General features: G+C 51.6%; 18 protein-coding genes. All 18 read left to right on the top strand.

Annotated features, from left to right (window positions below; translation table 11 throughout):
• Positions 1-53: 53 nt before the first annotated feature.
• Positions 54-1289, top strand: a complete 1236-nt coding sequence (locus tag AAFJ72_RS12855) for a flagellar hook-length control protein FliK (RefSeq protein WP_432774233.1) — start codon at positions 54-56, stop codon at positions 1287-1289.
• A 24-nt stretch (positions 1290-1313) separates the two neighbouring features.
• On the top strand, positions 1314-1709 hold the full coding sequence (locus tag AAFJ72_RS12850; RefSeq protein ID WP_122903376.1) for a TIGR02530 family flagellar biosynthesis protein: 396 nt from the start codon (positions 1314-1316) through the stop codon (positions 1707-1709).
• Positions 1710-1811: 102 nt separating this feature from the next.
• On the top strand, positions 1812-2630 hold the full coding sequence (gene flgG, locus AAFJ72_RS12845; RefSeq protein ID WP_432774232.1) for a flagellar basal body rod protein FlgG: 819 nt from the start codon (positions 1812-1814) through the stop codon (positions 2628-2630).
• Between the two features lie 70 nt (positions 2631-2700).
• Positions 2701-2922 (top strand): flagellar FlbD family protein, encoded by a 222-nt coding sequence (locus tag AAFJ72_RS12840; protein ID WP_122903378.1) that lies wholly within the window; start codon positions 2701-2703, stop codon positions 2920-2922.
• 14 nt (positions 2923-2936) lie between these two features.
• Positions 2937-3392: a flagellar basal body-associated FliL family protein gene (locus tag AAFJ72_RS12835; RefSeq protein ID WP_122903379.1), complete on the top strand. Its 456-nt coding sequence runs from the start codon at positions 2937-2939 to the stop codon at positions 3390-3392.
• A 41-nt stretch (positions 3393-3433) separates the two neighbouring features.
• Entirely contained in the window at positions 3434-4429 is a 996-nt protein-coding gene (fliM, locus tag AAFJ72_RS12830) for a flagellar motor switch protein FliM (RefSeq protein WP_432774231.1), read from the top strand.
• Entirely contained in the window at positions 4422-5783 is a 1362-nt protein-coding gene (gene fliY, locus AAFJ72_RS12825) for a flagellar motor switch phosphatase FliY (protein WP_432774230.1), read from the top strand. The genes fliM and fliY overlap by 8 nt, the downstream gene beginning before the upstream one ends.
• Positions 5784-5825: 42 nt before the next feature.
• Positions 5826-6188 (top strand): response regulator, encoded by a 363-nt coding sequence (locus AAFJ72_RS12820; RefSeq protein ID WP_122903382.1) that lies wholly within the window; start codon positions 5826-5828, stop codon positions 6186-6188.
• Positions 6188-6868 (top strand): flagellar biosynthetic protein FliO, encoded by a 681-nt coding sequence (locus AAFJ72_RS12815; protein ID WP_432774229.1) that lies wholly within the window; start codon positions 6188-6190, stop codon positions 6866-6868. Before AAFJ72_RS12820 ends, AAFJ72_RS12815 begins: the two co-directional genes overlap by 1 nt.
• Complete coding sequence (gene fliP, locus AAFJ72_RS12810; RefSeq protein WP_432774228.1) at positions 6865-7626, top strand: flagellar type III secretion system pore protein FliP; 762 nt, start codon at positions 6865-6867, stop codon at positions 7624-7626. Before AAFJ72_RS12815 ends, fliP begins: the two co-directional genes overlap by 4 nt.
• 31 nt (positions 7627-7657) lie before the next feature.
• Complete coding sequence (gene fliQ / locus AAFJ72_RS12805) at positions 7658-7927, top strand: flagellar biosynthesis protein FliQ (protein WP_432774227.1); 270 nt, start codon at positions 7658-7660, stop codon at positions 7925-7927.
• 3 nt (positions 7928-7930) lie between these two features.
• Complete coding sequence (fliR, locus tag AAFJ72_RS12800) at positions 7931-8713, top strand: flagellar biosynthetic protein FliR (protein ID WP_432774226.1); 783 nt, start codon at positions 7931-7933, stop codon at positions 8711-8713.
• The gene (flhB, locus tag AAFJ72_RS12795; RefSeq protein WP_432774225.1) at positions 8710-9807 is read left to right on the top strand and encodes a flagellar biosynthesis protein FlhB; all 1098 of its coding nucleotides are present in this window, start codon (positions 8710-8712) and stop codon (positions 9805-9807) included. Before fliR ends, flhB begins: the two co-directional genes overlap by 4 nt.
• A gap of 19 nt (positions 9808-9826) precedes the next feature.
• A complete protein-coding gene (flhA, locus tag AAFJ72_RS12790) occupies positions 9827-11869 on the top strand; it encodes a flagellar biosynthesis protein FlhA (RefSeq protein WP_432774224.1) in 2043 nt (680 codons plus the stop codon).
• Complete coding sequence (gene flhF, locus AAFJ72_RS12785; RefSeq protein WP_432774223.1) at positions 11866-13209, top strand: flagellar biosynthesis protein FlhF; 1344 nt, start codon at positions 11866-11868, stop codon at positions 13207-13209. Before flhA ends, flhF begins: the two co-directional genes overlap by 4 nt.
• A gap of 5 nt (positions 13210-13214) precedes the next feature.
• Complete coding sequence (locus AAFJ72_RS12780) at positions 13215-14081, top strand: MinD/ParA family protein (RefSeq protein ID WP_432774222.1); 867 nt, start codon at positions 13215-13217, stop codon at positions 14079-14081.
• A gap of 31 nt (positions 14082-14112) precedes the next feature.
• Positions 14113-15228, top strand: a complete 1116-nt coding sequence (locus AAFJ72_RS12775) for a protein-glutamate methylesterase/protein-glutamine glutaminase (RefSeq protein WP_432774221.1) — start codon at positions 14113-14115, stop codon at positions 15226-15228.
• Between the two features lie 20 nt (positions 15229-15248).
• Positions 15249-17291: a chemotaxis protein CheW gene (locus AAFJ72_RS12770; RefSeq protein WP_432774220.1), complete on the top strand. Its 2043-nt coding sequence runs from the start codon at positions 15249-15251 to the stop codon at positions 17289-17291.
• The last annotated feature ends 10 nt before the right edge of the window (positions 17292-17301 follow it).

Raw genomic sequence — 17301 nt, 5'->3', positions numbered from 1 at the left:
GCTTTTTGTTGTCGTTTTCATAAGCAACAAACCAAAACGAGGAGGTGAACGAGATGAATGTAGCCAATCTGACTCCGCCGGTAGGATCAGCCGGGAGTGTCACAGTTGCCGGTGTTGCCACAGGCAATGGAGAAGTTGGCTTGGGGCAGATGTTCTCCATGCAAATGCTGCAAGCTTTTGAATCGATACTCGATTCCAAAGGTGCAGAAGCAGCTCCGGAAGGTTTGTCGCCGGAAGACCAGAAATTGCTGGATGAACTGATGTCGCTGATCGCTCAGTTGCTTGCTGCAGGACAGCAAGGAAACGAAGAGCTGAATGTGCAGGTAGAAGAAAAGGCAGCAGCGGTAGAGCAGTTTTTGGGAAAATGGTCTGGACAAGGCCTGGAACTGCCCGCGCAGGCCGGAGTGGATCTGAAACAACTTCTGTCCAAGCTTTCGCAAAAGGAAGCCACTTCGGAAGAGCTGAACAAGCTGGCTGCACTTCTCGAAGCACTGAAAAACCAAAAAGGGAATGAAAGCAAGTCGAAGCCTGGCGTACCGCACTTGCGCTCCGAAACGCTCCCTCAGCTTAGCGATACGCAGCAGGAAGCGTTCAAGACGATTTCGCCTTTGCGCATGAATGTTGGCCTTGCTGCCTACAAGCTGGAAGCGGGAGTATCGTCCCGACCAATGCTTTCAAGCAGTCTGGTGAATCAGGAAGGAAACTCCGAAGAATCCCTGCTGACGACAGCCAATCAGAATCCGCTTGTCACCCAGCAAGCGCCCGAGACGCAAAACGTCGCAAGTTTTCAGCAGCCAACCAGACAGACGCACCATGTGAACGCAAACCAATTGCCACAGCAGATCACACAGCTTTTTGTTTCCAAGCTGCAACTCAGCGGGCAAAATGGCGTGCATGAAGCCAAACTGATTTTGCATCCGCAGTCACTTGGACAGATCGACGTGACGATTACCTCGCGCAACGGGGTGATTACCGCTCAGTTCCATGCGGAAACACAAGCCGGAAAAGACTTGCTCGACAACCAGCTTTCACAATTGCGGCTGGCCTTGACACAGCAAGGATTGCAGGTTGATCGCCTGGAGGTCAATCAGCAGCAGCAGGACAACACGTTCAGCTTCCAGCAGCAGCGTGAGCAAGCCGGACAACAGCGAGAAAATCAGCAGCAGCAAGAGAAACAAAATGAACAGCAAGAGTTTGTGTTTGAGGAGCTCATAGACAGCAGCGAAACAAGCGAGTCGCTGTGGAATCGATTGCGGGAATCAGCCCGCGGAGTGGATGATCTCGTCTAGGAATGGATTGAAGGAGGAAGCAGCATGAACCATTTTCGTGTCGCGCAGCCTTATTTTCCTCCGAAGCCGAATCACGTCACCAAAGTGGCTGCCCAGACAGCTCCGGGAGCCAGCAAAACATTCCAGCAATATTTGACGGAGTCGACAGCGCTCGCTTCCAAAGCACAGCCACTTTCGTTCAGTCAGCATGCCATGAACCGCTTGCAGCAACGTGGAATCACGCTTGGAGGACACCAGCTGGAACGTTTGGAGTCAGCGGTTCAAAAGGCAGCCTCCAAAGGGGCCAGAGAATCCCTCATCATTATGGATAACGTGGCTTATGTCGTGAGCATCGTAAATCGGAAAATTATTACCGCTGTGGACGATGGCAGTATGAAGGACAATGTATTTACCAACATAGACAGCGCCATCTTCGTCTAAATGGCCTGTATGGACGGGCTGGCCCTCCCAGGAGGAAGCCCACGGGTTACCGAACGACAGAGGTAATCTACACTAGCGAGAGAGAAGAGGAGGAAACAGTTCATGCTTCGTTCCATGTATTCAGGTATCTCAGGTTTGCGTGGCTTTCAAACAAAGCTGGATGTCATCGGTAACAACATTGCGAACGTAAACACGGTTGGCTTCAAAAAAAGCCGTGTCATGTTTCAAGATATTTTGAGTCAAAATGTGCAAGGTGCCGGCGAACCGACCGACGGTGGAAAAGGCGGTACGAACCCGACCCAGATCGGTCTTGGCTCCTCGATTGCATCGATTGATACCGTCTTTGCGGCGGGAAGCCCGATGACGACAAACTTGCCAACAGACCTTTCCATTGAAGGTGACGCCTATTTCATGGTGACTCCGGATGATGGCCAGACAATCTACTACACGCGCGCAGGCAACTTCACCCGCGATTCCCAGGGCTTCCTGGTTAACCCGCAAGGACTGAAGTTGTTGAACAGCGATGGTGCTACGATTCAGATCGGCCAGGCGCAAGGTGTCGTTTCCTACTCGATCGGTAAAGACGGCGTCATTACGACCGTAGACGATACGGGAGCGCTCGCCACCGACAACACGATTGGCGTCATGACGTTCAACAACCCGGGTGGTCTGAAAAAAATCGGCAATTCGCTCTATGAAAACACAGTGAATGCCGGGCCTAATGATGACGACCCAATGACACCAAGGATTCCAACAGATGCAAAAGTGAGCATTATCGCCGGACAACTGGAAATGTCCAACGTTGACCTCTCGGAAGAGTTCACGGAAATGATCGTCGCACAGCGCGGCTTCCAGGCCAACTCTCGGATCATTACAACTTCCGATTCCGTTCTCGAAGAACTGGTGAACCTGAAACGATAACTTCTTGCAGTGGATTAGGAGGGGAAGCGATTGTACTCCTTCCCCTGTTTAATCCCGGGAGGAGCATCTGATGATTAAACTGACCCGTTTTAACGGCACTACATTTTTTCTGAACATCACCCACATCGAGACTGTTGAAGCAACACCCGATACCGTGATTACGTTGTTCAACGACAGGAAGTACATCGTGAAGGATTCCGCAGAGTCCATCGCTGAACGTGTTCAGGCTTTTTATCAAAACGCTCATCCGATAGCGACTGCACCCAGGCTGCCGGACGATTTAAATGAATAGCGGGAGGCATTGCGATGTTTCAAAATCGTTTGTTTAACATGGCTCTAATTATCATCATCGCGATTTCGCTACTGGGAGTAATCTCGTTTGTGTTATGGCAAACGTACCTCTCTCCGGCAGCGCAAACGGTCAGCTCCGACGAACAAGAAATGAAGCCTTTGACAGCAAAAGAAATACAGGAGTACTCCGTTGATACCGGGGAAATTACGACCAATCTGCTGACGAACAATTATATGATCGTACGCTTCAGCATTACTGCGGACAGCGCGGATGCCAAAGCGGAACTGGAGCAGCGTTTGCCGCAGGTCAATCAGGTCATTATTAAAACACTGGCTGGCCTGACGCCAGAAGACATTAAAGGAACAGAAGGCGTAAACAAGCTGGAAGCGAAAATCATGAATGAAATCAGCTCCCTGATGCAGGAAGGCAAGATCGTGCAAGTTGTGACGACCAAGCGTGTCTTGTCGTAAGGAAGCGATCACACGGATACATAGCAAGGAGGTGACGACATATGGCCGAGGTTCTCTCACAAAGTGAGATTGACGCGTTGTTGGCCGCTCTATCATCTGGTGAGATGGATGCCAACGAGCTGAAAAAAGAAGAGACTGAGCGCAAAGTCAAAGCGTATGATTTCAAACGCGCGTTGCGGTTCTCCAAAGATCAGATCCGTGGCTTGACACGAATTCACGAGAACTATGCGAGATTGTTGACGACTTATTTTTCAGCTCAGCTCCGTACCTTCGTGCAAATTACGGTTGCCTCCGTCGATCAATTGCCGTATGACGAATTTATACGCTCCATTCCAAAGATGACCATCTTGAACATTTTCGAAGCTCCTCCCTTGGAAGGACGAATGGTCTTGGAGGTCAATCCAAACATCGCCTATACCATGCTGGATCGGCTTCTTGGTGGCCAAGGTGCAATCCCGGAAAAAATGGGTGCACTTACGGAAATTGAAACAACGGTGATGGAGCGAGTATTCGGCAAGGCGCTGGATACATTCCACGAGGCATGGAAGCAAATTATTGAGCTTGATCCGTACCAGGAAGGACTGGAAATGAATCCCCAGTTCATGCAGATTGTTTCGCCAAACGAGATTGTCGTCGTAATCTCGTTCAGTACGAAAATCGGGGACACGACAGGAATGATTAACCTTTGTCTGCCTCACGTCGTATTGGAGCCGATCATGACCAAGCTTTCCGGTCAATACTGGTTCTCCAAACAGAAAAAGACGCGGGATGAAGATGAACGTCTGCGTGTCGAAGAACGAGTAAAGGCGGCCAAACTGCCCATTATTGCAGAGATGGGGACCGCGACGATCACGGTCAGCGATTTTCTGCAGTTGCAAAAAGGCGACGTCATCCAACTGGATCAGTCACTCGACAGCAAGCTGAAAATCAAGGTCGGGAATCAGGTGAAATTTCTGGGCCAACCAGGTACGCTCAAAGGCAGAATCGCCGTGCAAATTGATGAAGTGATAGAGGAGGGGGAGGAACAAAATGAGTAGAGATATGCTTTCTCAAGACGAGATTGACGCGCTGCTTCGCGCGAACAACTTGGTTGAGGACGAAGAGGAAGCAGGGCCTGTGGCGAGTCAGGATGTGGCTGATTTTCTTTCCCCGTTTGAGCAGGATGCTTTGGGCGAAATCGGAAATATCTCTTTCGGCAGTGCAGCCACTGCGTTATCTACTTTGTTAAGCCAGAAGGTCGACATTACGACGCCGACCGTTTCCGTCGTAGAAGTGGAAGAGTTGGAAAGCGAGTTTCCCATTCCTCATGTAGCGGTTCACGTAGAGTACACTGACGGCTTCAAAGGAATCAACCTGTTGGTCATCCGAATGGAAGATGCGGCGGTAATCGCCGACCTGATGATGGGGGGAGACGGAAAGCCGGCCAATACGGAAATGAGCGAGCTGCACATCAGCGCAGTCCAGGAAGCGATGAACCAAATGATGGGTTCTGCTGCGACATCCATGTCCACGATCTTCAACCAGTTCATCAATATTACACCTCCGGGCATCGACGTGATGGACCTGGCACAAGGCAAAGGCGGAGACAGCTTCTCCGAAGATGACAGTCCGCTGGTGAAAGTCTCCTTCCGCTTGAAGGTCGGCGAACATGGCGAGCTGATCGACTCGAATATCATGCAGCTCTTGCCGCTTTCATTTGCGAAGAAGATGATCGACCGACTGGTTGGAGGCTCTGATGACGAGGCGGCTGCAGCGCTCGCGGCAGAGGCGGAAAAGCCTGCTATCTCGGCACCGAGTGCGTCAACTCCACCACCTGCCCAGCCTACGCCTCAGGAGCCTGTGCAGAGCCAGGTACCGCCTGTAGCGCCGCATCTTGGGCAGCAGCCGATGCAGCAACAGCCACCCGCTGGATATGCTCCACCGATGGGGTATCCAGGACAACCGATGTATCCGGATCCATATGCCCAGTATGCAATGCCGCCTGGGTATGTCCCATATCCCGGTGCTTACCAGCAGCCGCCTGTGGCTCCTCCAGCGCCGCAGCACTTCGGCAGTCCGGCAGCCAATCAGGCAAATGTAGTGCCGGCACAGTTTGCTCCGTTAGGGGCTTCGCCGATGTACACAGGAGATCTGCAAAACCTGAACTTGTTGCAAGACATTCCGCTGCAAGTAACCGTGGAATTGGGACGTACGAAAAAACTGATTCGAGAAATTCTTGACTTGTCCGCCGGGTCCATAATACAGTTGGACAAGCTGGCAGGTGAGCACGTAGACATTTTGGTCAACAACAAGTTGATTGCCAAGGGCGAGGTTGTCGTAATCGACGAGAATTTTGGTGTCCGCGTAACCGATATCATCAGCCAGGTTGATCGTGTTCAAAAATTGCAGTAAACCACTAATCAAAAGCAAGTGAGTATTGGGGAGGAGCTATTCATGTCTAACAAAGTATTGATCGTTGATGATGCAGCATTCATGCGTATGATGATTAAGGAAATTCTGTCCAAGAACGGCTACAGCGTCGTAGGGGAAGCGAGCGACGGTGCACAGGCAGTTGAGAAGTACAAGGAACTGGGACCGGATTTGGTGACAATGGACATTACCATGCCGGAAATGGATGGCATTACTGCTCTGAAGGAAATCAAAAAGCTGGACCCGAACGCGCGCGTCATCATGTGCTCCGCGATGGGACAACAGGCCATGGTTATTGATGCGATTCAGGCGGGCGCAAAAGACTTCATCGTAAAACCATTCCAGGCAGATCGCGTGCTGGAAGCGATCAAAAAGACTTTGAGCTAATGATGAAGATCCGGAATGCAGGGACGAGGCGATTGTGGGTCTTCAGTCTGATCCTCGCGCTGTTTGTCTCCGCCCTGCCCATTGCCGTCCATGCGGAAGGTACTGTAGCCGATGCTTACAACCAGGGGAATACAGACGTGAGCAATGCGCCCGCCGGCGGCGAACAGCCGGCGGCCATTCCGGGCAGCGGAACAGGCAGCATGATCGGTTATTTGGTTCAAGTCATTTTTTCGCTGGGCTTTATCGTTGTGCTTATCTTTTTCCTGCTCCGTTTTCTTGGACGACGCCAAATCGGGCAAAGCAAAGGACCGATCAAAATTATCAGTGCGGCAGCCCTTGGCAACGGAAAAACGCTGCAGGTAATCATGATCGGAGAGTCCTTGTACATTGTAGGAGTGGGAGAAAATGTCCAACTGCTTCGACGAATCGAGCCGGGCGAGGAAGTGGACCTGATCTTATCCGAAGCGGAAATCGAGCCCATCAAAAATCCGTTATCGCTTGACTGGCTGCCATTCGGCAAAAAGAAGCAGGCTGACGAAGAACTGCTGTTTTCTTCGGAGGTAGACGGAAAAACCTTTCAGGAATTATTGAAAGGGCAGTGGGACAACGTGAAAAAACGACCACTCAACTCCGACTTGTGGGACAAAGAGGAAGCTTCCGACAGAGGGGACCGAAAATGAAATATTTTTTACAGGTGCTTGTGCTTGTCGCCGCGGTACTGGCGGTACCCGAAATGGCGGCCGCTGCGCCAGAAGGAACGCCGCTCATACCGAGTATTGATTTGCAAATCGGCGGTGGCAACGGGACTCCACAGGAGACATCTTCTGCGATTCAGATTTTGCTGATCTTGACGGTGCTCTCTGTGGCACCAGCTATCTTGTTGTTGATGACGAGCTTTACGCGAATTGTGATTGTCTTGTCGTTTGTGCGAAATGCCCTGGCGACGCAGCAAATGCCGCCCAACCAGGTGCTGGTGGCACTCGCTTTGTTCCTGACGCTTTTCATCATGGCGCCGACTTTCGGCAAAGTGAATGAAACCGCTGTGCAACCATTCATGCAAGGCAAGCTGACACAACAGCAGGCATTTGAGGCAGCTGTTATTCCGTTCAAGGAATTTATGGCTAAGCAGACTCGTGAAAAAGACCTCGCCCTGTTTTTGGAGTTTACGAAAGCGGAGAGGCCGAAGACCATTCAGGATATTCCGCTTACCGTTCTTGTACCTGCCTATGCCATTAGCGAACTGAAAACGGCTTTCCAGATCGGCTTTATGATTTTCATCCCGTTTCTGGTGATCGACATGATTATCGCCAGCATCTTGATGGGGATGGGGATGATGATGCTGCCGCCTGTGATGATCTCGCTGCCGTTCAAAATTTTGCTGTTCATCATGGTAGATGGCTGGTACCTGGTAGTGAAATCACTTTTGACCAGTTTCTAGCGACGTTCCGAAGAACCAGGAGGTTTCGCGTATGACACAGGAACTACTGATGCAAATAGCCCAAAACTCTGTCTACACCATCCTGCTGGTTGCGTCGCCCGCACTCGGGGTCGCCTTGCTGGTCGGGTTGATGGTCAGCGTTTTTCAGGCAACCACGCAGATTCAAGAGCAGACGCTCGCATTCATTCCGAAGATTGTCGCTGTATTTCTTGTCATCTTGGCGTTGGGACCGTGGATGCTGCGCGTCTTGCTTGATTTTACGATGGGAATCTTCGGAAACCTGCATCGTTTTGTCGGGTAGCGTATGAGTCTGTATCTCACGTACTTGCCTGTTTTTTTGCTGGTGTTTGTCAGAATGAGCGCATTTTTCGTAGCCGCTCCCTTTTTCTCCATCAGGGGCGTGCCAGGCCAGTTCAAAATCGGTTTGGCCTTCATCGTCGCTCTGATTAGCTTTCAAGCGTTGCCGATTCAGGGACAGATTCCGCTGGATTTGACGTTTGTGCTTTATGTGATAAAGGAAGCGCTCGTAGGTGTGATTTTGGGCTATATTTGCGAATTAATGTTTGTCGCTGTCCAGGTTGCCGGAGGGCTGATGGACATGCAAATGGGTCTGGCCATGGCCAACGTGATCGACCCGAAAACGGGTGCCTACATCCCGATAACGGGGAACTTCAAGAACATCCTGGCCATCTTGTATTTTTTCAGCATCAATGGACACCACATGCTGCTACGCGGGATCATAAGCAGCTATCAGGTGATTCCGGTGGATCGAATGTGGGCCGCTTTTGGCAGTGAAAGTGTGATGACGACAGCGGTCAAAGTGTTTACGAACATGTTTTTGAGCGCCTTTCTGATGGCCGCGCCGATCATGGTCGCACTGTTTCTGGTCGATCTCTCTCTTGGTATTATCGCCAAATCTGTGCCGCAGTTTAATATTTTTGTGGTCGGATTGCCAGTAAAACTGCTAGCCAGCTTTCTGCTTTTGATCGTTGTCATGCCCGCCTTTTTACTGACGTTGAACGGACTGTTTGACAACATGTTCCGGGCACTTGCGGAAATGATGAAATCGCTCGGAGGATCACCATGACGCAGATCAGGTTCCTTATCCCCGTAGACCTGCAATTTTTTAGCGGTGAAAAAACGGAGAAGCCAACTCCCAAGAAAAGAGAAGATGCCCGCAAAAAGGGGCAAGTGGCGAAAAGCCGGGAACTCTCACCTGCCATCGTATTGACATCGTTCTTTTTTTTGCTGACGATGATCGGACCTTCCATGTTCAGTACGTTTCAGAACATAATGCGAGAGGCGCTCAGCACATATACGAGCTGGCAGTTGAACGAAGAAAATCTCCAGGTCATTGTCAAGGCGATGACCTACGAGGCGATAAAAATCGTGGGACCTGTACTGGGAATGGTCTTTCTGATCGCCTTCGCCGTAAATTACTTGCAGGTCGGTTGGAAGATTAGCACAGAGCCGCTGCAGATGAAGCTGGAAAAGCTCGATCCAATCAAGGGAGCCAAACGCATTTTTTCCATGCGCTCCTTAGTCGAACTACTGAAATCGCTACTGAAAATCAGTGCTTGCATGTATGTGGCTTACGTCATTTTATGGAATGCGAAAGAACAAATCACCCAGCTTTCCTTGCTTCCGCTGGGGAGCATCCTGTCGTTTACAGCAAGTGAAGTAACCAGTCTTGGTATTTATATCGGTTTGCTATTGTTCATTCTGGCTATTTTGGATTACGTCTATCAACGGTATGAACATGAAAAGAATTTGCGGATGTCCAAGCAGGATATTAAAGACGAGCACAAGCAATCGGAAGGGGACCCGTTAATCAAAGGGAAAATTCGTGAACGGCAGCGGAGCATGGCGTTGCGCCGGATGATGCAGGAGCTGCCGAAAGCGGACGTCATCATTACAAACCCGACCCACTTTGCCGTCGCAATCCGCTACGATGCCAGTGCCATGAGCGCTCCTACGGTAATTGCGAAAGGCCAGGATTACCTGGCGCTGAAAATTAAAGAAATTGCCAAAAAGCACCGGATTGTTACGATGGAAAACAAGCCCCTGGCCCGGGCTCTCTATAGTAAGGTTGAAATTGGACAACAGATTCCCGAAGAGATGTTTAAAGCGGTCGCGGAAGTTCTCGCGTACGTCTACAAGCTGCAAGGGAAAGTGAAATAACGAGGGAGGAGGATGAGCAGTGGGATTTCGATTGAAGGAAATTGGTACGATTCTGTTTGTGATAAGCATTGTTGTCATGATGGTAATCCCACTCCCTTCTGGGCTGCTTGATTTGCTGCTGATTTTGAACATCTCTCTTGCGTTGACCATTTTGCTTGTGTCGATGTACACAAAAGAAGCGCTGGAGTTCTCCATTTTTCCGACAGTGCTTTTGATTACGACGTTGTTTCGTCTTGCCCTGAACGTATCCACGACGCGCAACATTTTGTCGCATGGGGAAGGCGGACAAGTAATCGAGACGTTCGGCAACTTTGTGGTTGGCGGAAATCAGGTAGTCGGGTTCGTCGTGTTTCTGATTTTGATCGTCATTCAGTTCATCGTCATTACAAAAGGTTCCGAACGTGTCGCTGAGGTAGCCGCTCGCTTTACGCTGGATGCGATGCCAGGGAAGCAAATGAGTATCGACGCGGACTTGAATGCAGGGATGATTACAGAAGCAGAAGCCCGTGAGCGGAGAAAAAAGATCGAAAATGAGGCAGACTTTTACGGAGCCATGGATGGTGCTAGCAAATTCGTCAAAGGGGACGCCATCGCAGGAATTATCATTTTCATTGTGAACATCATCGGTGGATTTATCATTGGGATGCTCATTCATGGCCTCAGCTTTCAAGAGTCGGCTTCCCGTTTCACCACGATGTCGGTCGGTGATGCGCTGGTCAGCCAAATTCCTGCGCTGCTCATCTCAACCGCCGCCGGTATCATTGTCACTCGCTCCACCTCGGGGGAAGGGCTTGGCGACGATATTGCCCGGCAAATGTTCTCCTTCCCGCGCCTTTTATACATAGTAGCTGGCTGCATGATTCTGCTTGGCCTGTTCACTCCGATCGGACTGCTGCCTGTATTGCCGGTGGCCGGGATCATGAGCTACGCGGCATGGATGATGAGCAAGAAGCAGAAAAACGAGATCCAGGAATCGGCAGACAAGGTGGAGGAGCAGCAGATCGAAGAAGTGCGCAGTCCGGAAAGCGTGGTCAACCTCCTGCAAGTGGATCCGATCGAGTTCGAATTTGGCTACGGCCTGATTCCGCTCGCTGACGTGAAGCAAGGCGGAGACCTGCTGGATCGCGTCATCATGATTCGCAGGCAGATTGCACTGGAGCTTGGGATTGTCGTTCCCGTCATTCGCATTCGCGACAATATTCAACTGCGGCCTAACGAATACATGATAAAAATCAAAGGCAACCAGGTGGCCAAAGGGGAAATTCTGCTCGATCACTACCTCGCCATGAGCCCGGGAATTGATGATGATTCTGTTGTCGGGATTGAAACAGTGGAACCTGCGTTTGGATTGCCTGCATTATGGGTAACAGAAGAAAATAAGGAGATTGCTGAGTTGTCTGGCTACACGGTAGTCGATCCGCCGTCTGTCGTGGCAACGCATCTTACCGAAGTGGTCAAGCGCCACGCACACGAGTTGCTCGGTCGACAAGAAACGCGGGCGCTTATCGACAACGTTCGAGAAGTGGCCCCGGTACTGGTGGACGAGCTCATCCCGGGACTTTTGTCGATTGGCGATGTGCAAAAGGTGCTGCAAAAGCTCTTGCGTGAGAAAGTATCTGTCCGCAATTTGCAAGTCATTCTCGAAGCGTTGGCAGACCACGCCATGTTTACAAAAGACCCGGATGTGCTGACCGAGTACGTGAGACAGGCGATGTCCAGACAGATTACGCTGCAGTTTACAGAGCCCGGACAGCCGCTGCGGGTGTTGACCGCAGGCGCCGGTTTGGAAAAAGCAATTTCCGAACGCGTGGAACAGTCAGAACAAGGAAGCTATCTGGCAATGGACCCAGAGACATCACAGAGAATCTTCCAAAGCATGTCGGCGGAAGTAAGCAAAATGATTAACTCCGGTCAGCAGCCGATCATCCTTGCGTCACCGGCCATTCGCATGTACCTGCGTCAACTGGTGGAGCGAATGATGCCAGATGTGCCTGTATTGTCGTACAGCGAGCTGGAGCCAAATGTTGAAGTGCAAAGCGTAGGGATGGTGAACATTTCGTGAGGGTAAAACGTTACATCGTCGATTCGATGCCAGAAGCGATGGAAAAAATCAGGCTCGATCTGGGTATAGATGCTGTCATCCTGAACTCCAAATCGATCAAGACAGGCGGTTTGTTCGGGATGTTTGGCAAACAGAAAATCGAAGTAATCGCTGCGGTTGACGAAAAGGCAACTGGGCGTGAAGGCTCTCCGGTCGCGGCTGAGCATCGGTCGAAGGACGTTTTCTCGAACGGACAGACGGGCACCTACACGGCTCAACAGGCTTATCGCCGGGCCAATCTGGCGAAAGAAGCTGCTGAGAAAACGGTGCCGCAAGGAAATGAGCCAAGGCCGCCGGACAACACGGCGCCAGCTCCGGCTGCTGTGGTGTCGCACAAGGAAGCAGAGGCACAACCGCCCAGCCAGCAGGTGGAAAAAGCGGCAAAAGGAAAGGCTGCCCGGCAGTCAGAGGAAGCAGCAGGCAGCAGCACGACGAATGACGCTCTTGCGAATGAAGTTCGTGACATGCGCCAGATGTTCCAGAAGCTTTTGGTCAACGATCTTAGTCATCAACTGCCTCCTGCCATACAGAAGGTGCGCAATCGACTTGTCAGACAGGAGACAGCGGAAGAGGTGACGGCGGAAATCATCCGCCAGCTGATGGAGCAAGCGCAGCCCCAGGATGGATGGAGCGAGGAGACTGCCTTTCGTGAGACGCGAAAAATCATCGCCTCCATGCTTGCGCCGTACGCGCCGAAGTCGGCAGGCATCCCGCGAAATGTCCAGTACGCCTTCTTTTTCGGCCCAACGGGTGTAGGCAAGACGACTACAATCGCCAAGCTGGCAGCAAACAGTATGTTGAAGGAAAAGCGCAAAATCGGCTTTATTACGACGGATACGTACCGGATGGCGGCCGTCGAGCAGTTGAAGACATACGCCAACATCCTGAATGTGCCGCTGGAGGTTGTGTTCTCCCCGAAGGAAATGGCCGCGGCCATGGAGCGCCTCAGCGACTGCAACCTCATTTTTGTCGACACCGCTGGCCGCAATTTTCGCAACGATGAATATGTGCAAGAGATTCGCGAGCTGGTGGAGCATGGGAAAAACAGCTTGAATTACCTCGTGCTGAGCCTCGGCTCGAAGTACACCGACATGAAAACCATCGTGCAAAACTTTGCGGACGTCCCTGTCAAACAGGTTATTTTCACCAAGGCAGACGAGACAACCAGCTACGGCTCGATCTTGAACATTTGCCATGAGAGCAAGCTCGACCTCTCTTACTTCACGACGGGACAAAATGTGCCAGACGATATCGTGGCTGCCTCTCCAGAGTTGGTAGCGACGATGATTATGGGAGATTGACCTAGATGAGAGACCAGGCAGAACAACTTCGAGTGCGCATGCAGCAATCCGGTACAAGTGAAAAAACGACCCGGCTGGTGACAGTGACCAGCGGGAAAGGCGGGGTTGGCAAGTCCAATTTCAGCTTGAATTTTGGGCTTGGATTGCTCGAACGGGGACACAAAGCGGTATTGTTCGACGTGGATCTGGGCCTTGCCAACCTGGATGTCTTGATGGGGATTACGCCGAAAAAGCATCTGTTCCACTTGCTTGAGCCGGACACGGATGTCTGGGAAATCATCGAGCGCGGGCCCGGAGGACTGGAGTTTATTGCAGGCGGATCCGGATTTACCCAGATCATGCAACTGGACGAGTTCAAGCTGGATCGGCTGTTTTCCCGCCTGAATCCGTTGCAAGGCTATGCGGATACGATCATTTTTGATACGGGAGCAGGCTTTTCGAAGGAATCGATGCGCTTCATGCTTTCCTCAGATGAAGTTATCCTGGTGACAACGCCGGAGCCGCCCGCGATTACGGATGCCTACGCTGTCATTAAGATGCTCCACGCTCGCAACCCTGCAATCGTGATCCGCCTGGTCATCAATCGCGTCTCTTCGGAAAAAGAAGGCAGGATGACGGCAGACAAGCTGGCGATGGTTGCCAAGCGATTTTTGGACATGGATATCCAGTCGCTCGGATATGTTTCTGACGATCCCCACGTATCAAAGGCAGTGAAGCAGCAGCGTCCCTTTCTCCTTACATATCCGCAATCGCATGCAGCAAAAAGCATTCGGAATCTGGTGGCTCGCTACCTGGACACACCGACCGATACAGATGCAAAGACGAGCGGACTGAAAGGTTTTCTTGCGAGGCTGAAACACTTCATACGATAAGGCAAACAGCTAGGAAGGGAGTGACATTCGATTGAGCAAAATTCGAGTTCTGGTCACAGATGATTCAGCATTCATGCGGAAAGTTATTGGCGATATTTTATCGGGTGATCCCGAAATTGAAGTAATTGATCGAGCGAAAAATGGACTCGAATGTGTCGAAAAGTGCAAACAACTCAGTCCGGATGTCCTCACGCTGGACATCGAGATGCCGGTCATGAACGGCCTCGAAGCATTGGAAAAGATCATGGCAGACTGTCCGGTACCAGTGGTTATGCTGAGCAGCCTGACACGCGAGGGAGCAGACGCAACGATTCAGGCTTTGGAACTGGGAGCCTTTGACTTTATTACGAAGCCGTCAGGGCCGATTTCCCTCGATATTCACAAAGTTGCGGATCGGCTGGTCGAGCGGGTCAAAGCCGCTGCCTCGGCGAAGGGACGCATCCGCCGGACGCTGCGGCCGAGCAGACCTTCCGCACCAGAACCAATGCGGCCAAGCCCGGCTTCTGTCACCGCACCGCTGCGAACGACACAATCACCTGTACCAAAAGCTTTGCCGCGATTTCCAAGCAGTGGAAAAGCGAGGCTGGTCGTGCTGGGAACGTCGACAGGCGGTCCGAAGGCTCTGCAACAGGTACTGACACCAATCCCTGCCAGCTTCCCCGCGCCGATTGCGATTGTCCAGCACATGCCGGCCGGTTTTACGAAGTCGCTGGCGCAAAGGCTCGATTCCTTGTGCCATATACGGGTGACGGAAGTAACAAACGGGGAATGGCTGGAGCCCGGCACTGCCTATATTGCACCAGGCGGGTATCACTTTGAAGTGCACCAGGTCAACGGAAAACTGCAGGCCCACCTGCATCAGCAAGAGCCGCGGGGAGGTCACAGACCTTCGGTAGATGTCCTTTTTGAATCCGCCAGTCGATTGACAAATGTAGACAAATGGGCAATTATCATGACAGGCATGGGAAATGATGGGACCAAAGGTCTAAAGCAGATGAAGGAGCTTGGCCCTGTTACCAGTATTGTCGAAGACGAGTCGAGTTGTGTCGTTTTCGGGATGCCACGAGCGGCTATCCAGGCGGGAGTGGCAGATCATGTGGCTCCATTAGAAAAAATTCCAGAGCTGTTGTGCAATCTCTTGCATTGATTTTGGGAGGTGGATCACCGATGGATATGAATCAGTATTTGGACATGTTTATTGAGGAAGCAAAAGAACACCTGCAAGCAATCAACGCCAACCTGTTGCTGTTGGAAAGTGATCCGGGAAACATTGGGCACGTCAAGGAAATTTTCCGCTCGGCGCACACCTTGAAAGGGATGTCCGCAACCATGGGCTTCGAAGATATGGCCAACCTGACTCACGAAGCGGAAAACGTGCTCGATCTGATTCGTAACCAGAAGTTGACAATCACCAGTGACATCATGGATGTCATCTTTCAAAGCGTGGATCTGATCGAAAGCATGGTGATCGATATTACAGAAGGCGGGGATGGATCAGCCGACGTATCGGTTCCGGTGAAAAAGCTGAGAGCGATTGTGGCTGGCGATTTTTCCGCCGAACAGGAAGTAGCTGCCGCTGCCGTAGCGGAAGAGGAAGCCGTTGAGGCGGAAAAAGCGGAAGGAACGCCTGTGCAGGAGCACGATCTGGACGACTACGCGCTGATGGTGCTGGAGCAGTCCAAGGAGCTTGGCAACAACGTCGTGTGGATTCAGGTCACGCTGAATGAGAATTGCCTGCTGAAAGCGGCGCGTTCCTACATGGTATTTGACCAGTTGGAGTCGATGGGGGAAATCATCAAGACAAAGCCGTCAGTTGAAGATATTGAAAACGAGCGCTTCGAGCTGTCTTTTGAATTGGCCTACGTCACCATGCAATCTGTCGAGAAGGTCCGTAGCGCGATTCTCAACATTTCGGAAATACAGGATGTTACGATTGAACCGATTCAACTGAAAAAACAAGCGCCGCCAGCTCCAGCCGTGGCGGAATCGGCAGCTCCCGCAGAGGAGAAAAAAGCCCCAAGCAATGCTCAGGCAACCCCTGCCAAGAAAACGACGGCTGGCGGAAAAACGATTCGCGTAGACATCGACCGCCTGGACATTTTGATGAACCTGTTCAGCGAGCTGGTAATCGACCGCGGACGTCTGGAGCAGCTGGCACGCGAGATCGGCAATGGCGAGCTGCAGGAAACAGTCGAGCATATGAACCGCATCAGCGGAGATTTGCAAAATATCATCCTGACGATGCGCATGGTCCCAGTGGAGCAAGTCTTCAACCGCTTCCCGCGCATGATCCGCGATTTGCAAAAAGAACTACATAAGAAAGTAAATCTGGAAATCATCGGGGCGGAAACAGAGCTGGATCGCACCGTTATCGATGAGATCGGGGACCCGCTCAATCACCTGCTGCGCAACTCGCTCGACCACGGGATCGAATCGCCTGAAGATCGGAAAAGGGCAGGCAAGCCGGAGGAAGGAACGATCGTCCTGCGCGCGTTCCACAGCGGCAACCATGTCTTTATCGAAGTGAAAGACGACGGCGCGGGCATCAACAAGGAAAAAGTGCTGAAAAAAGCGATTGAACGGGGCATTGTCAATCCAGCCAACGCAGACAGCATGTCGGACAAGCAGATTCACGAGCTGTTGTTCGCCGCTGGATTCAGTACCGCTGAAGTGGTCTCGGATATTTCCGGCCGCGGCGTAGGACTGGATGTCGTCAAATCCAAGATCGAATCGCTTGGCGGCAGCGTCAGTGTAGAATCTGTTCGCGGCCAAGGAACGACCTTCCTGATTCAACTCCCGCTGACGCTCTCGATCATTTCGGCCATGCTCGTGCAGGTAAACGACGAGAAGTACGCTGTGCCGCTTTCCTCGATTATTGAAACGGCGGTGTTCAAGAAAGACCAGATCATGATGGCTCATCGCCAGAAAGTGATCGACTTCAGGGGACGGGTTGTTCCGCTCGTTTCGCTGCAGGACATTTTCCAGGTACCGGACAACGGGGCGGAAAAAGATGATGATGTATCAGTAGTCATCGTTCGCAAAGGAGAAAAAATGGCCGGACTTGTTGTGGATTCGTTTATCGGCCAACAGGAAATCGTCCTCAAAACGCTTGGCAAGTACCTGGTCAACGTCTTTGCCATTTCGGGTGCAACGATCCTGGGAGACGGACAAGTCGCTCTTATCATTGATTGCAACGCACTGATTAAGTAGAGGGAGGGGC

Source organism: Brevibacillus gelatini (genome assembly GCF_050920745.1).
In the GTDB taxonomy this organism is placed as follows: Bacteria; Bacillota; Bacilli; order Brevibacillales; family Brevibacillaceae; genus Brevibacillus; species Brevibacillus gelatini.
The sequence above is the reverse complement of the archived record's forward strand: the minus strand, read 5'-3'. Positions and strand labels throughout refer to the sequence as shown.